The 13,796-nt window shown below is 43.9% G+C and carries 10 protein-coding genes; 8 read left to right on the forward strand and 2 right to left on the reverse strand.

What is annotated here, in order from left to right; genetic code table 11:
* The first annotated feature begins 12 nt into the window (after window positions 1–12).
* The 5 genes from FKN08_RS04010 (at window position 13) to FKN08_RS04030 (ending at window position 5,729) form a co-directional block, all read left to right on the forward strand.
* A complete protein-coding gene (locus FKN08_RS04010) occupies window positions 13–1,674 on the forward strand; it encodes a BCCT family transporter (protein ID WP_005393381.1) in 1,662 nt (553 codons plus the stop codon).
* A gap of 313 nt (window positions 1,675–1,987) precedes the next feature.
* Entirely contained in the window at window positions 1,988–2,521 is a 534-nt protein-coding gene (gene ectA, locus FKN08_RS04015; protein ID WP_170891397.1) for a diaminobutyrate acetyltransferase, read from the forward strand.
* 34 nt (window positions 2,522–2,555) lie between these two features.
* A complete protein-coding gene (gene ectB, locus FKN08_RS04020; RefSeq protein WP_005393371.1) occupies window positions 2,556–3,821 on the forward strand; it encodes a diaminobutyrate--2-oxoglutarate transaminase in 1,266 nt (421 codons plus the stop codon).
* A gap of 15 nt (window positions 3,822–3,836) precedes the next feature.
* On the forward strand, window positions 3,837–4,223 hold the full coding sequence (locus FKN08_RS04025) for an ectoine synthase (RefSeq protein ID WP_005393369.1): 387 nt from the start codon (window positions 3,837–3,839) through the stop codon (window positions 4,221–4,223).
* An 84-nt stretch (window positions 4,224–4,307) separates the two neighbouring features.
* Window positions 4,308–5,729, forward strand: a complete 1,422-nt coding sequence (locus tag FKN08_RS04030) for an aspartate kinase (protein WP_005393366.1) — start codon at window positions 4,308–4,310, stop codon at window positions 5,727–5,729.
* A 184-nt stretch (window positions 5,730–5,913) separates the two neighbouring features.
* On the opposite strand, the gene FKN08_RS04035 is transcribed toward FKN08_RS04030, so the two are convergent.
* Window positions 5,914–7,479, reverse strand: coding sequence for an arylsulfatase (locus FKN08_RS04035; RefSeq protein WP_012841879.1), 1,566 nt, complete (start codon window positions 7,477–7,479; stop codon window positions 5,914–5,916).
* A gap of 394 nt (window positions 7,480–7,873) precedes the next feature.
* Between FKN08_RS04035 and FKN08_RS04040 the strand changes: the two genes are divergently transcribed.
* Window positions 7,874–10,195, forward strand: a complete 2,322-nt coding sequence (locus FKN08_RS04040; protein ID WP_170891398.1) for a multiheme c-type cytochrome — start codon at window positions 7,874–7,876, stop codon at window positions 10,193–10,195.
* 58 nt (window positions 10,196–10,253) lie between these two features.
* Here the strand turns inward: FKN08_RS04040 and FKN08_RS04045 are convergent, their stop codons facing one another.
* Window positions 10,254–11,042 (reverse strand): SUMF1/EgtB/PvdO family nonheme iron enzyme, encoded by a 789-nt coding sequence (locus FKN08_RS04045; protein ID WP_170891399.1) that lies wholly within the window; start codon window positions 11,040–11,042, stop codon window positions 10,254–10,256.
* A 177-nt stretch (window positions 11,043–11,219) separates the two neighbouring features.
* Between FKN08_RS04045 and FKN08_RS04050 the strand changes: the two genes are divergently transcribed.
* Together FKN08_RS04050 and FKN08_RS04055 are read left to right on the forward strand one after the other, a co-directional pair.
* A complete protein-coding gene (locus FKN08_RS04050; RefSeq protein ID WP_170891400.1) occupies window positions 11,220–12,542 on the forward strand; it encodes an anaerobic sulfatase maturase in 1,323 nt (440 codons plus the stop codon).
* Between the two features lie 40 nt (window positions 12,543–12,582).
* Window positions 12,583–13,665, forward strand: coding sequence for a hypothetical protein (locus FKN08_RS04055; protein ID WP_170891401.1), 1,083 nt, complete (start codon window positions 12,583–12,585; stop codon window positions 13,663–13,665).
* The last annotated feature ends 131 nt before the right edge of the window (window positions 13,666–13,796 follow it).

Raw genomic sequence — 13,796 nt, forward strand, 5'->3', positions numbered from 1 at the left:
AGGAGATTATCCGTGAGCACCGATAATAACGGTGGCATTCAACGCCCCGATGGAAAGGTAAACGCGATAGACACTGACTATCAAATTGGTCAGGATAACGTCGCGTTAAAAGTAGGCCCGTTTGGCCTTGATATTCATAACCGTGTTTTTGCAATTTCTGGTTTAGCAATCATCCTATTTGTTGTAGTAACACTATTATTTCGAGAACAGGTAGAGCCGTTTTTCGCAGATCTAAGAGCGGGTTTGTTACACCATTTGGATTGGTTCTTTCTCGCATCTGGTAATATTTTTGTCATTGTCTGTGTTGGGTTGATTTTTACACCGCTAGGTCGGGTACGAATCGGCGGTACAGAAGCGACGCCAGATTATTCCTATGCGGGTTGGCTGGCAATGCTCTTTGCAGCAGGTATGGGTATCGGTCTGGTGTTCTTTGGTGTATCAGAACCTATGTCTCATTTTAGTTCTGCTATTGGTGGCGTGAACGTTGAGAACGGTGTTCGTACTGACTGGGCCCCTCTAGGTGGTGCAGAAGGCGATGCAAGTGCTGCATCTGCACTAGGCATGGCGGCGACGATTTACCACTGGGCGCTTCATCCGTGGTCAATCTATGCGCTATTGGCTCTTGGTTTGGCGATTTTCTCGTTTAACAAAGGCTTACCACTTACCATGCGATCCATTTTTTACCCACTGTTTGGTGAGCGTGTATGGGGTTGGACTGGTCACATTATCGACATTCTTGCCGTTGTAGCGACAGTTTTTGGTCTGGCAACGTCTCTAGGTTACGGTGCGTCTCAAGCCGCAACGGGTTTGAACTTCCTATTTGATGTCCCAATGACGAATACTACGCAGGTACTATTGATTATTGGCATCACCGCACTCGCTTTAATCTCAGTTGTTGCGGGACTAGACAAAGGCGTGAAAATCTTATCTGAGATCAACATGGGTCTCGCTGCGCTTTTACTACTTTTCGTTATTGTTGTCGGCCCGACGATCGCGATTTTAACGGGTTTCTTCGAAAATATAGTGTCATATGTGGCTAATATTCCTGCCCTATCAATGCCATTTGGACGAGAAGACGTAAACTATTCTCAAGGTTGGACAGCATTCTACTGGGCTTGGTGGATTTCTTGGTCACCATTTGTCGGTATGTTCATTGCGCGTGTATCTCGTGGTCGTTCCGTTCGTGAGTTCATTATTTGCGTTATCCTTATCCCTTCCTCTGTTTGTGTGTTATGGATGACCGCTTTTGGTGGTAACGCTATAAGCCAATACGTGAGCGATGGTTATGAAGCCGTGTTCAACGCGGAATTACCGTTAAAACTATTTGCCATGTTAGATGTGATGCCGCTAGCTGAAATTACATCTTTCGTCGGTATTATTTTGGTGGTGGTATTCTTCATTACCTCTTCAGACTCTGGTTCACTGGTTATTGATACTATTGCTGCGGGCGGTAAGGTCGATGCGCCAACGCCTCAACGCGTGTTCTGGTGTACGTTTGAAGGCTTAGTTGCGATTGCATTGATGCTTGGTGGTGGCCTAGCGGCAGCTCAAGCAATGGCCGTGACCACAGGCCTACCATTTACGATTGTTCTGCTTGTTGCAACGGTTTCCCTAGTAAAAGGCCTGATGGATGAACCTCGTCCAAAAGCGGTTTCTAAGAAGAAATCGAAATAACCAACATCAGCAGTTAAATATTTGAATAAAGCGGCATGCGAAAGCATGCCGTTTTTTTTGATTTTTGAATTTTTTGCTGAGAAATGAAGACCATGGAGGACTGTTTTTTCTGTTCGTTTTTTATACTTATTCTTTAAGTGATTTTTTAATAAATTAGACCTCGAACTATTTTAAGATTTGGTTAAATGGCCTATTTTTGTGATTATTGTCACAAAAATGCCGATAAAAAGGCGGATTATTTGATTTTTAGTCGCGAGGGATGCCCATAATAAAAAGGAAATTTAATTAGACCTCAAAGGATATGTATTTCCACATGATCACATCAGCACCTTGGGTTCTTTATCCAGAGATTGGAGAAGACTCAAGTAAAAAATGGATTTTTCGTGAGCCTAAAATCTCTGATGGTGACGACATTTACAGCTTAATTGCAGATTGTCCTCCATTGGACATGAACTCATCTTATTGCAATTTCCTACAGTCTACGCATTTCAGCAAAACCAGTATTTTGGTTGAGCAAAAAGGCGAAATCGCAGGTTTCATTTCCGGTTATCAGAAACCAGACGAGCAAGACGTTTTATTTGTCTGGCAAGTTGCAGTCTCACCTCGCTTTAGAGGTCACGGTTTAGCATTCCGCATGTTGAAAGAACTTCTCACCCGAGAGGAATTGGGCGGTGTTAAATCGGTAGAAACTACCATCACGGAAGATAATAAAGCCTCTTGGGCATTGTTCAAAAAGTTAGATGCGATGAACGGCAACTCTGGCCAAGTAAGCACATTTTTGGATGAAAAAGCCCACTTTAAAGGCAAACACGATACAGAATATTTGTATCGCATTCCTCTCAAATAATCCTCAAACAATAGGAATTAAAAACGGTCTCATCATGGATATTTTCAAAAAGCAGGAATCCAACGTACGCTCATATTCAAACAATTTCCCAGTGGTTTTTCGTAAAGCGAAAGGCTGCTGGCTGGAAACAGAACAAGGTGAACGATACTTAGACTTCCTTGCTGGAGCGGGATCTCTAAATTACGGCCATAACAACCCAGTACTTAAGCAAGCACTGCTTGAGTACATTGAGATGGACGGTATTACTCACGGTTTGGATATGCACTCAGAAGCGAAAGCATCGTTTCTTGAAGCGTTGGATACTTACATCCTTAAACCAAGAAACTTGGACTACAAAGTTCAGTTTACTGGCCCAACTGGTACTAACGCCGTTGAGGCAGCACTTAAGTTAGCGAAAAAAGTAAAAGGTCGCGACAGCGTCGTTGCATTTACCAACGGTTTCCACGGTTGTACAGCTGGCGCACTGGCTGCAACGGGTAACCAGCATCACAGACAAGGTAACGGTTCTAGCTTAAGTAACGTCACTCGTATTCCATTTGAAGGTTACGCTGGCGTTGATGGTCTAGCATTGTTCGAAACCATGCTAAACGACAACTCTGCAGGTATGGATAAACCAGCCGCTGTACTTCTTGAAACTGTGCAGGGCGAGGGTGGTTTAAATGCTGCTTCAAACGAGTGGTTACAACGTTTGAGCAAAATCTGTAAAGCCAACGACATTCTTGTGATTGTCGATGACATTCAGGCTGGCTGTGGACGTACAGGTACTTTCTTTAGCTTTGAGCCGTCAGGTATTCAACCAGATATCGTGACGCTATCGAAATCGATCGGTGGTTACGGTTTGCCAATGGCCGTCGTTCTACTTAAACCAGAGCTAGACCAGTGGAAGCCAGGTGAGCATAACGGCACGTTCCGTGGCAACAACCATGCATTTATTACCGCGGCGAAAGCATTAGAAATTTATTGGGCAAATGATGACTTTGAAACACACATCAAGCAGTGTTCAGACAAAGTAAGTGCTGTTATTGATCGCTGCGTTCGTCGCTTCCCACAAATGTTTGTGCAGAAAAAAGGTCGCGGCATGATGGTTGGTATTGAGTGTATCAACGGTGATATGGCATCTGAAATCGCGAAAAACTGTTTCGAAAACGGAATGGTAATTGAGACAGCTGGCCCTGACGACGAAGTCGTTAAGTTCTTCTGCCCACTTACGATTAGCGAGTCAGAACTAGACCAAGGACTAAGCATCTTTGAAAGTGCAGTGGAAACCATTGCTGCGAAACATTTCAAACAAGCATCTTAATAAGGATTATTAATTATGATCGTCAGAACACTCGATGAGTGTCGCAACAGTGAGCGACGTGTGGTTTCAGATAACTGGGAAAGTGTCCGTATGTTGTTGAAAGATGACAACATGGGTTTTTCTTTCCACATCACTACGATTTATGAAGGTACTGAAACACACATTCACTATCAAAATCACCTAGAATCGGTTTTTTGTATGAGCGGTGAAGGTGAAATTGAAGTCGTTGGTGGAGAAACTTATCCGATTAAACCGGGTACGTTATACATCCTTGATAAACACGATGAGCACTACTTGAGAGCTTATAAGAATAAAGAAATGGTAATGGCGTGTGTATTCAACCCACCAATTACCGGCGCAGAAGTGCACGATGAAAACGGTGTTTATCCTCTCGTTGACTAAAAGATAGAGGTGGGGTGCTTGTCGCCCCACGATCAACTATCTCTTCTTTTTTCTTTTAAAGTTACCAATCAAAAAAGGCTTATCATGACATTTACCGTAGAAAAAATCGGCGGTACATCAATGACAGCATTTGATGCTGTTCTCGACAACATTATTCTTCGTCCTAAATCGCCATACAATCGTATCTTTGTCGTCTCTGCATACGGCGGTATGACCGACGCGCTACTCGAATGTAAAAAAACCAGTAAGCCAGGTGTTTATCAGCTTATCGCGAAACGTGATGACAAATGGGAAGAAGCGTTAGCATACGTTGAAAGCCGTATGCTGCTCACAAATGAAAATATTTTCGCGGACCCAATGAATCGTATCCGTGCAGATAAATTCATTCGCTCACGTATTGCTGAAGCGAAAAACTGTATTGCGAACATTTTAGAAACTTGTCAGTACGGTCAGTTTTCGCTACGTCAGTATTTGCCTCAAATTCGAGAGTTTCTGTCGTCTATCGGTGAGGCGCACAGTGCTTACAACACGGCACTGAAACTAAAAAATATGGGTATTAACGCTAAGTTCGTTGACCTGTCCGGTTGGGACAATCAAGCGCCAAGAAGCCTTGATGAATCGATCAGTGATGCGTTTGCTGATATCGATGTGTCAAAAGAACTGCCAATCGTTACAGGTTATGCTTACTGTAAGGAAGGCCTAATGCACACTTATGACCGAGGTTATAGTGAGATGACATTTAGCCGAATTGCAGCGATCACAAAAGCGGATTTAGCGGTAATTCACAAAGAATATCACTTGAGCTCTGCAGACCCGCGTGTTGTTGGTCCTGAAAAAGTTTTGCCAATTGGTAGTACAAACTATGACGTAGCAGACCAACTTGCTAACCTTGGCATGGAAGCGATTCACCCAAATGCAGCCGCAGGTTTACGTGAGAGTGGTATTGAGCTACAGATTAAAAATACATTTGAACCTGAACACGAAGGCACTTTGATCTCTTCAAGCTACCGCCCAGAAGAAGACAAAGTCGAAATTATCGCAGGTAAAGAAAAGGTGTTCGCACTGCATTTGTTTGACCAAGCGATGGTGGGAAAAGCCGATAACGTTAGCTACGAATTAATGGAAATTATCTCTGATGCTCGCGTAAGTTTAGTTGGTAAAGAGATGAACGCGAACTCTATTACTTACTATCTAGGTGGCAGTACTGATAGCTTGAACAAAGTATTGTATAAAGCTGAAAAACGCTATCCGAATGCGTCGATTAAAGGCCGTATGGTCGCGCTGATTTCAGCCATCGGTTCTCAAATTGACACTAACAAGACACTAGCGAAAGGTGTACTTTCTTTGATGAACAATGGCGTAACGCCAGTTGCACTTCACTCATCAATGAGAAATGTAAACGTTCAGTTCGTCGTGGGTGATAAAGAATATCAGCGTGCGATTTGCGCGTTGCATGATGAATTCTTTCAGAGCAATAGTTTAACTAAATCGGTTAACGTAGCTTAGTTTATTCACGGTTAAAATACAAAGGAGAGCAGGTTTGCTCTCCTTTTTTGTTTTTCTGTGTTCTCAATATGGGCCCGCTTTGCATGGAGTAAACTACCGAGCTAAGTGTGTTCCCATCCCGAGATACAGATAAGCCAGCAGAACTCTGCTGGCTCAGTAACGCAATCTAGAGTGATTAATTAGATTACTTAACTTTATTCACTTCCTGTTTAAGCATTTCTAACTGCTGCATCTTTTCTTGCATCTGCAAAGAGTCGTAATTTAAAGAAGCAGGGTTCATAGTTGTACCGCGTTGCATTGGGTATTCAGGTAACGTTTTAAAGAAGTCGCCAACAACGTCTTGAATTGGTACAAACAACCACATGTTGTCTGCCATCCAACGTAGATACATTTGTGACTCGCTAGGTCCTTTTTCAAATGGGTCAGCACGTAAGTGAATGATCTTAGGCCAGTTTGGTACAGATCGCACGGCGTCGCTTAGGTTTCCTTCTAGAGTTGCAAAGTGAAGTTTCCAGTCATTCCAGCGTACTGCGTTTAGTTCACCATTTGAGGTGAAGTAGAGCAGAGACTCACGTGGTCCTTTCTCTTCTTTGCCCTCGAAGTATGGCATGAAGTTGTAGCCGTCTATATGGACACGCCAGTCTTTACCATTTGCTTTGTAACCTTCAGCAAGCTTTTCTTTCACGTCAGGAACGCCAGCTGCCGCCAACAATGTTGGCAACCAGTCTTGATGAGCCATCATTTCGTTGATTTTCGTTCCTGGCTTAATGACACCAGGCCAACGCACAAGTTGAGGCACACGCATACCGCCTTCCCAAGTCGTGCCTTTCTCACCGTGGAATGGGGTTGCGCCCCCATCAGGCCAAGTCATGGTCTCTGCGCCGTTATCTGTTGTATAAATAACGATGGTGTTGTCAGCAACGCCTAACTCATCGAGTTTGTCGAGCAATACGCCGACTTGATCGTCATGCTCTAACATGCCATCAGCGTAAATGCTAACACCGGATTTACCTCGGTACTTCTCTTGTAATCGGGTCCACACGTGCATGCGCGTAGAGTTATGCCAGATGAAGAAAGGCTTATCTGCTTTAACAGCTTTCTCCATAAACGATAAAGTGCTTTCGAGGAACTCTTCGTCCGCGTGTTCCATGCGTTTACGCGTCATTGGGCCAGTATCTTCAATCTTACCGTCGGCATAAGATTTAATTACACCACGAGGACCATAGTTTTTACGGAACTCTGGGTCTTTAGGGTAATAGTAGGTTTCGGGCTCTTCTTCTGCATTAAGGTGGTACAAGTTACCAAAGAATTCATCAAAACCATGATTGGTAGGTAGGTGCTTATCTTGATCGCCCAAGTGGTTTTTACCGAACTGAGCTGTCATATAACCTTGGTCTTTTAGTAAGTCAGCAATAGTTGGTGCCCAATCTGGAATCCCATGGTCGGAACCCGGCATACCAATCGTCAGCAAGCCAGTGCGAAATGGTTCTTCGCCAGTAATGAATGCTGCTCGACCGGCAGTACAAGATTGTTGGCCGTAATGGTCTGTAAACAAAGCCCCTTCGTTCGCGATACGATCGATGTTAGGGGTTTTGTAACGCATCATACCTTGGTTATATGCGCTGATGTTCCAGTAACCGACATCGTCACCGAAAATTGCAAGTATGTTGGGTTTGTCTGCCGCCATCGCTGCGCTGGACGTTGCTAACAGTCCGACGCCTACTGCGATTTTTCTCAATTGGTTTGCCATAAAAAACTCCAGGTGGTTGAGAGTAACGAGAAGCACAAGTAAACCTTGTGCTTAGGTGCTGCATAAGTTAATGATGTGTATAGAAAAATCCTCTTATACTCTTTATAACCATAAGTTATCGAGGGTATTTAACTATTTGTTTCTAAATAAAAATACTTGTCATTCTGATGATTTGGGGGAGGTTTTAAAAATAGAGATGGGTCACTAATGAACACCAGTGCAGATTGCTGGTGAGACGAATAAGGTTTCAGCAAAAACACCGAGATACTCCCTAATCGGGGGACGAAGAATGGAGCACTCATTTTGAAGGCCTTTCACTTCTAATTATTTGTATAACCAAGGGGTTAGCGACTATATTGATTCAAGTTGCACCATCTAAATACTAAGGATAGTTATGAGTCAGTGGTCAGGTCGGTTTCGGTGTCTATTTCTGGGTATCGTCATGGTGAGTGGTTCGTTTTTTTCCCAGGCATCAGTGATAGAGAGCCCCCAAAATACCACGAAGCTTGGGTTGGAATATGTTGGCACGCAAACGTGCGCGGAATGTCACCAACAAGAGGTGGAGGCTTGGAAGGGCTCTCATCACGATATGGCAATGAAACATGCAAACTCAGAATCTGTTCAAGGTGACTTTGATAACCGCACAGTGACGCATGATGGGCAACCCAACCGTTTTTTTAGACAAGGCGAGGAGTATTGGGTCAATATTCAAGGCCCTGATGGTCAATGGCATGATTATAAAATTAGCTACACATTTGGCTGGAAACCGTTACAGCAATATATGGTGGAGTTTGAAGACGGTCGTGTACAGCTCATTCCTTTTGCATGGGATTCAAGGACGAAATCGGAAGGTGGTCAGCGCTGGTTTCACCTCTATCCAGAGACAACAACGACAGATGAGTTTTACTGGACTAACACTGGGCAAAATTGGAATTTCATGTGTGCAGACTGTCATTCGACCAATTTAAAGAAGAACTATGAAGCAATCAAAAATACCTACAACACGTCTTGGTCCGAGATCAATGTTGGTTGTGAAGCGTGTCATGGCCCTGCAAGTGGACACATCGAGTTGGCGAAAAAGTCCGCATCTACAGGAGGCTCTTTCGATACAGATAGTCACTATGGTTTTGACCGAAATTTATCTAAAGCGGTAACCGAGTGGGTATTTGAGAAGGGTCACAGAACGTTACAACCAAAAGCAATCGCAGAAACAAATCAAGTTCAGACGTGCGCACAATGTCACAGCCGTCGAACGCAGTTAAATGAGACTGGTGATCACATTCAAGGCTCATTTTTCGATAAATATCGGTTAAGCCTGATCACTCCAGAACTCTACTACCACGATGGCCAAATTTACGATGAAGACTATGTTTACGGTTCATTTCTTCAGTCTGAAATGGCTGAAAAAGGCGTAACATGCACCAATTGCCACGATCCTCATTCGGCAAAACTAAACATCCCAGAAGAGGCGGTATGTTCACAATGTCATATTGCGTCAGAATATACCCCAGAAAACCACACCTTCCATGAAGCGGGATCCAAAGCGTCACAATGTACGACTTGTCACATGCCAGAAACGACTTATATGCAAGTCGATCCTCGTAGAGACCACAGTTGGCACGTACCTAGACCTGACTTGAGCAAACACATCGATACGCCCAATGTATGTACGTCTTGTCATGAGGATAAGAGTAACCAGTGGGCGGATGCGCAGATAGCCGAATGGTTTCCTCACTCTCAATACCGCAATCAACAACACTTTGCTGTCGCGTTTTATGCCGATGCAATTGGGCACAAAGGGGCGGCGAATGCTCTGGCTTATTCTGCTCAGGATTCATCATTAAAAGACATCATACGAGCTTCTGCATTAGAGCGAATGGGCGGTAATACTGACCAAAATACGACAGTTTCGCTCGCAAGGGCCGTTAAAAATGAGAATGAAATGATTCGGCTCGGCGCAGTCGCGGGCTCGTCTGGTTATGAGTTTCATGATCGATGGCGAATTTTAGAACCACTGCTGGATGATCCCGTACTTTCAGTGAGGGCGGAGGCGGCTTCGGTATTAGTGACCAGCTATGCACAAATGACGCCGTTACAAAAAGATAGGATTCAACCACCGCTTGAAGAGTACATGGACATTCAAAAGTTTAACGCCGATCGTGGTTTCGGCAGAACCAATTTGGCAAATGTATACCGCAGCTTAGGCGAAATCGATAAGGCAATTGCGTTGTACCAAGAAGCGATAAGTATCGAGCCTTATTTCGAAAATAGTTACGTGAATTTATCGGACCTGTATCGGCGCCTTGGGAAAGAAAAAGCTGCGCTCTGGGTGTTACAACAAGGGATGAAAGCTCAGCCTAAATCCAGCTCATTACCTTATAGTGCCGGTCTTTCTTTGTTACGCCAAGGCAAGGAAGATGAGGCCAAAGCTCTACTTAAACATGCCGCAGAACTAGGAAAGACTAACGCTCACTACTGGTATGTTTATGGTCTAGCTTTGGAAAAAAGTGACGTTCTGGAAGCCAGTAAGGCATTGCAGACTGCGTTTAAAGTCGGTGGGAACCCTCAACATTTATATGCTCAATGCGAAGTTCTAGCGAGGAATCATAAAAACGGCGCTGTCGCTTTTGCTTTCGATAGGTGTCTAAAAGAGCTGAGTAATTATGCTCCTAAGCAGGCTATTGATCAGCTGAAAGCATCTATTGCGAATCTGTAGAGATTAAACACCAATAGTAAAAAGTGGAGCCTTTATCGTGCCACTTTCTCTACTTAGTTTAGTCTACGTCTTTCGCTAGTCTAAGGCCCATGTCAGACATAATGACGGATTGGCTGGCAAAATCGCGGCGATAGTTTTCAGATTCGTCTGCGTCATAAGCAAAGCTGCCGCCACGTACAGACTTGTGTGCAAGGCTTTCTTTTTCCTCTTTTGCGTTTACCGGATTATCACTGGGCGCTGTTTTGTAATAACCTTCGTCAAAAGCATCAATCACAAACTCGCCTACGTTACCTGTCATATCGTACAACCCGAGCTCGTTTGGTTGCTTTTGACCTACCTTATGAGCCTTATTGTGCGAGTTATTCGCATACCAAGCCACATCGTCAATATTGTTTGATCCAGAAAAAGTGAAGCCTTTAGTTAAAATTCCGCCTTTAGCGGCAAACTCCCATTCAGCTTCTGTTGGTAGACGGTAATGCTCGCCCGTTTTTTCATTCAATTTCTTAATGAAATAATTGGCTTGTTGCCAACTAATGTTATTGACGGGTGTATTTGGATCTCGAAAGTAGCTCAGAGAGGAGCCAGTGACAGCTTCAAAAAGCGATTGAGTTACCTCGAATTTTGACAAATAGAATCCATCAACGTTAACAGTGCGAGCTGGGCCCTCTGACTTTTTGGCTGATGGATTATCTGCGCCCATCGTAAACTGCCCACCTTCGACAAGAACCATATCTTGATCGATTTTCTGAGCGAGAGAGTTTGGTGGGGTTGTTGCACACCCATTAATTATCAGCGTGACCGATATGGCTGAGACAAAGGAAATAATCTTACTTTTGGGATGCTTCATTCGGCGACTCCGTCAACGACTTTGGTCAGAAAGTCTAGCAAGCAAAACCATAACAAACGGTTATACACACTATAACAAGCGCCGAGAATAATTGAATATTATCATCACCCTAGGAGATTAACTCGATGATTAGGTTTGACATCATTGGGGACAGGTTAGCAACTAAGAAGGTGATGAATGCACATAACTCAAGGGCCGCAGTTCAACGGAAAAGCATCTAAGCGTTTACATGTGATGGCAAAGCCCATTGGTGCTGCCTGCAACATCGATTGCACTTATTGTTATTACTTAAGCAAACAAGATTTGTTGGAATATAAGCAAGGGTGCTCGCCAATAATGGATGACGAAACCTTAGAGAGCTATATCCGCCAATACATAGAAGGGCAGAACACACCTGAAATTATCTTCTCTTGGCAAGGTGGAGAGCCGACCATGCTGGGGTTGGATTACTTCAAAAGAATTGTTGAACTACAAGATCAATACCGCCCTCATGGTATTACGATCTCTAATGATCTTCAGACTAATGGCACGCTTCTTAATGATGAGTGGTGCGAGTTTCTAAAAGCGAACCACTTTCTTGTCGGTTTAAGCATCGATGGCCCTGAGATGATGCACAACGCTTACCGAACAAATCGAGCGGGAAGAGGCACATTTAAACAAGTGATGAACGCCGTTGAGCTATTACATAAGCACGAAGTGAAGTTTGCGACGCTCACGTGCGTGAACAACTTGACCAGCCGAAACCCATTGGAAGTGTATCGCTTCTTACGAGATGAAGTACGTTCCCCTCAAATGCAGTTTATTCCGATTGTTGAGCAGAAAACTTTCAGAATAACAGCGCCACAAACTTGGAAGCCCAATGAGCAACTAATGCAAGGTGATAAACGTCTGATTCCCGGCCATAAGGATTCGGTTGTCGAGCCATTTTGTGTGGCGGATGAAGCATGGGGTAACTTCCTTATCGCGATATTCAATGAGTGGGTCGTGCATGATATTGGTAACGTTTTTGTACAGTATTTTGAAGCGAGTTTGGAAACATGGATGGGAAGAAAAAACCCACTATGCACGCTAGGTGAAATCTGTGGCAAAGGTTTAGCAATGGAACCAAACGGTGATGTCTTTGCGTGTGACCACTATGTTTACCCGGAATACAAGGTCGGAAATATTCACCGTGAAAAACTCGATACTCTCGCTTATAGCCCTGACCAGCAGAAATTCGGGTTTGCTAAAAGTCGTACACTGCCTCAGCAGTGTGTTCATTGCGATTATCAGTTTGCATGCTTTGGAGAATGCCCTAAAAACCGCTTTATTCGCACCAGAGAAGGTGAGCCCGGCCTTAACTATCTATGTGCAGGTTGGAAGAAGTTTTTTGCGCATGTCGACAAATCAATGGCGTACATTTTACGAGCGATGGGCAACCCTGTGGTACACGGCAAATACAGTGATAAGGCTTTGCACCTGAAAGCGTCTAATCGACCTGTTTTTGACATTAAGTTCTAAGATTCAACTGGTCCAGTTTTATAAAAGTAAGGTCTCATCAATGCACAAGATAACGCGTTTTACGAAGTCACTTTTAACGTTCACGATGAGTGTAGCGTTAAGCCTAGGCGCTTGGGCTCAAGATAAACCTCTGCTCAATTCAGATAAAGTTTCACCCGTTGAGATAGCATCTCAAGAAGAACCAATGACGCTAGCACAGCGAGTCGAAAAGTTGTCTTATGATGCACAAAACAAAAAGTTGTCTTCAGAAAAGCGTATTGATGCTTTACGTGAACTGGCCAACTACCCCAGCCAAAACGCTTTGGTTGCCGTCGCTCGTGGTTTGAAAGATGCAGATGCTGGAATTCGTGAAGCAGCAATTGTAGGAGCTCAACCCTATATGATAGAGCATCGCTGGCGTCTGGTTTCCCCGTTGCTAAGTGATGACGATGCAATGGTTCGAATTACCGCAGCGATAAACTTGGTTCGAGATTACGCCAGTTTAAGTTCGGAGCAGCAACAGTCACTTGAAGGCACGGTGACTGATTTAACATCCTACTTGTCGCAGAAAACTGACAACGTTTCTAGATTACTCCTTGCCGATGTATATCGTTGGCATCGAGAGTGGGACAAAGCGGTATTGATTTATCCAGAGCTAACCAAGCTGATGCCAAGTAACCCGCAAGTCTGGTTAAGCTATGCGGACAATTTTCGAGCGCAACAAAAAGATCGACAAGCTATCCAAGTACTTGATGAAGCAATCACACTTTTTCCTCATAACGCGGCTTTGCATTACTCGAAGTCATTGGCGCTAGTAAGACTTGGTGAGAAGCATGATGCCGCTAGCGAAATTGAAAAGGCCGCTAACATGGCAAAGAACAACAGTTATTTTTGGTACTTAAATGGTGTTCTGCAAGAAGAGTTAGATCTTAAAAAATCTGTGGACGCTTTTGAAAAAGCTTATTTGATCTCTGGCGCGCCGGAGCAGCTTTATGCAGTGTGTGATATCTACATTCGGTACGATAACCCCAAGTCTGAACAGTGTTTAGCGGAACTTAAGAAAGTGGCTCCTGATTACGTGATTGATGAGCTTAATCAGAAAAAGGGACGTCAAAGTACTTCAGAGCAGGTTGACGCCAGCTAACTCAACACTTTATCAGTAAGCTTCTTTAATTAAAGCGTGTTTCTAGTTACAAGGTCACTTTCTGGTGTCGTTACATATGTTGCTCTGAATTGCGCTTGTTAATCGTGAACTATACTTTCATTTGGATTTGC

The sequence above is a fragment of the Vibrio sp. 1-2 (7-a) genome (genome assembly GCF_013048515.1).
In the GTDB taxonomy this organism is placed as follows: Bacteria; Pseudomonadota; Gammaproteobacteria; order Enterobacterales; family Vibrionaceae; genus Vibrio; species Vibrio diabolicus.

What these genes read in the sequence shown, in the direction of transcription:
- ectB (WP_005393371.1), top strand. Translation starts at nt 2,556, where the DNA reads ATGGATATTTTCAAAAAGCAGGAATCCAACGTACGCTCATATTCAAAC.
- FKN08_RS04035 (WP_012841879.1), bottom strand. Translation starts at nt 7,479, where the DNA reads ATGGCAAACCAATTGAGAAAAATCGCAGTAGGCGTCGGACTGTTAGCA.
- ectA (WP_170891397.1), top strand. Translation starts at nt 1,988, where the DNA reads ATGATCACATCAGCACCTTGGGTTCTTTATCCAGAGATTGGAGAAGAC.
- FKN08_RS04025 (WP_005393369.1), top strand. Translation starts at nt 3,837, where the DNA reads ATGATCGTCAGAACACTCGATGAGTGTCGCAACAGTGAGCGACGTGTG.
- FKN08_RS04030 (WP_005393366.1), top strand. Translation starts at nt 4,308, where the DNA reads ATGACATTTACCGTAGAAAAAATCGGCGGTACATCAATGACAGCATTT.
- FKN08_RS04045 (WP_170891399.1), bottom strand. Translation starts at nt 11,042, where the DNA reads ATGAAGCATCCCAAAAGTAAGATTATTTCCTTTGTCTCAGCCATATCG.
- FKN08_RS04040 (WP_170891398.1), top strand. Translation starts at nt 7,874, where the DNA reads ATGAGTCAGTGGTCAGGTCGGTTTCGGTGTCTATTTCTGGGTATCGTC.
- FKN08_RS04055 (WP_170891401.1), top strand. Translation starts at nt 12,583, where the DNA reads ATGCACAAGATAACGCGTTTTACGAAGTCACTTTTAACGTTCACGATG.
- FKN08_RS04050 (WP_170891400.1), top strand. Translation starts at nt 11,220, where the DNA reads ATGCACATAACTCAAGGGCCGCAGTTCAACGGAAAAGCATCTAAGCGT.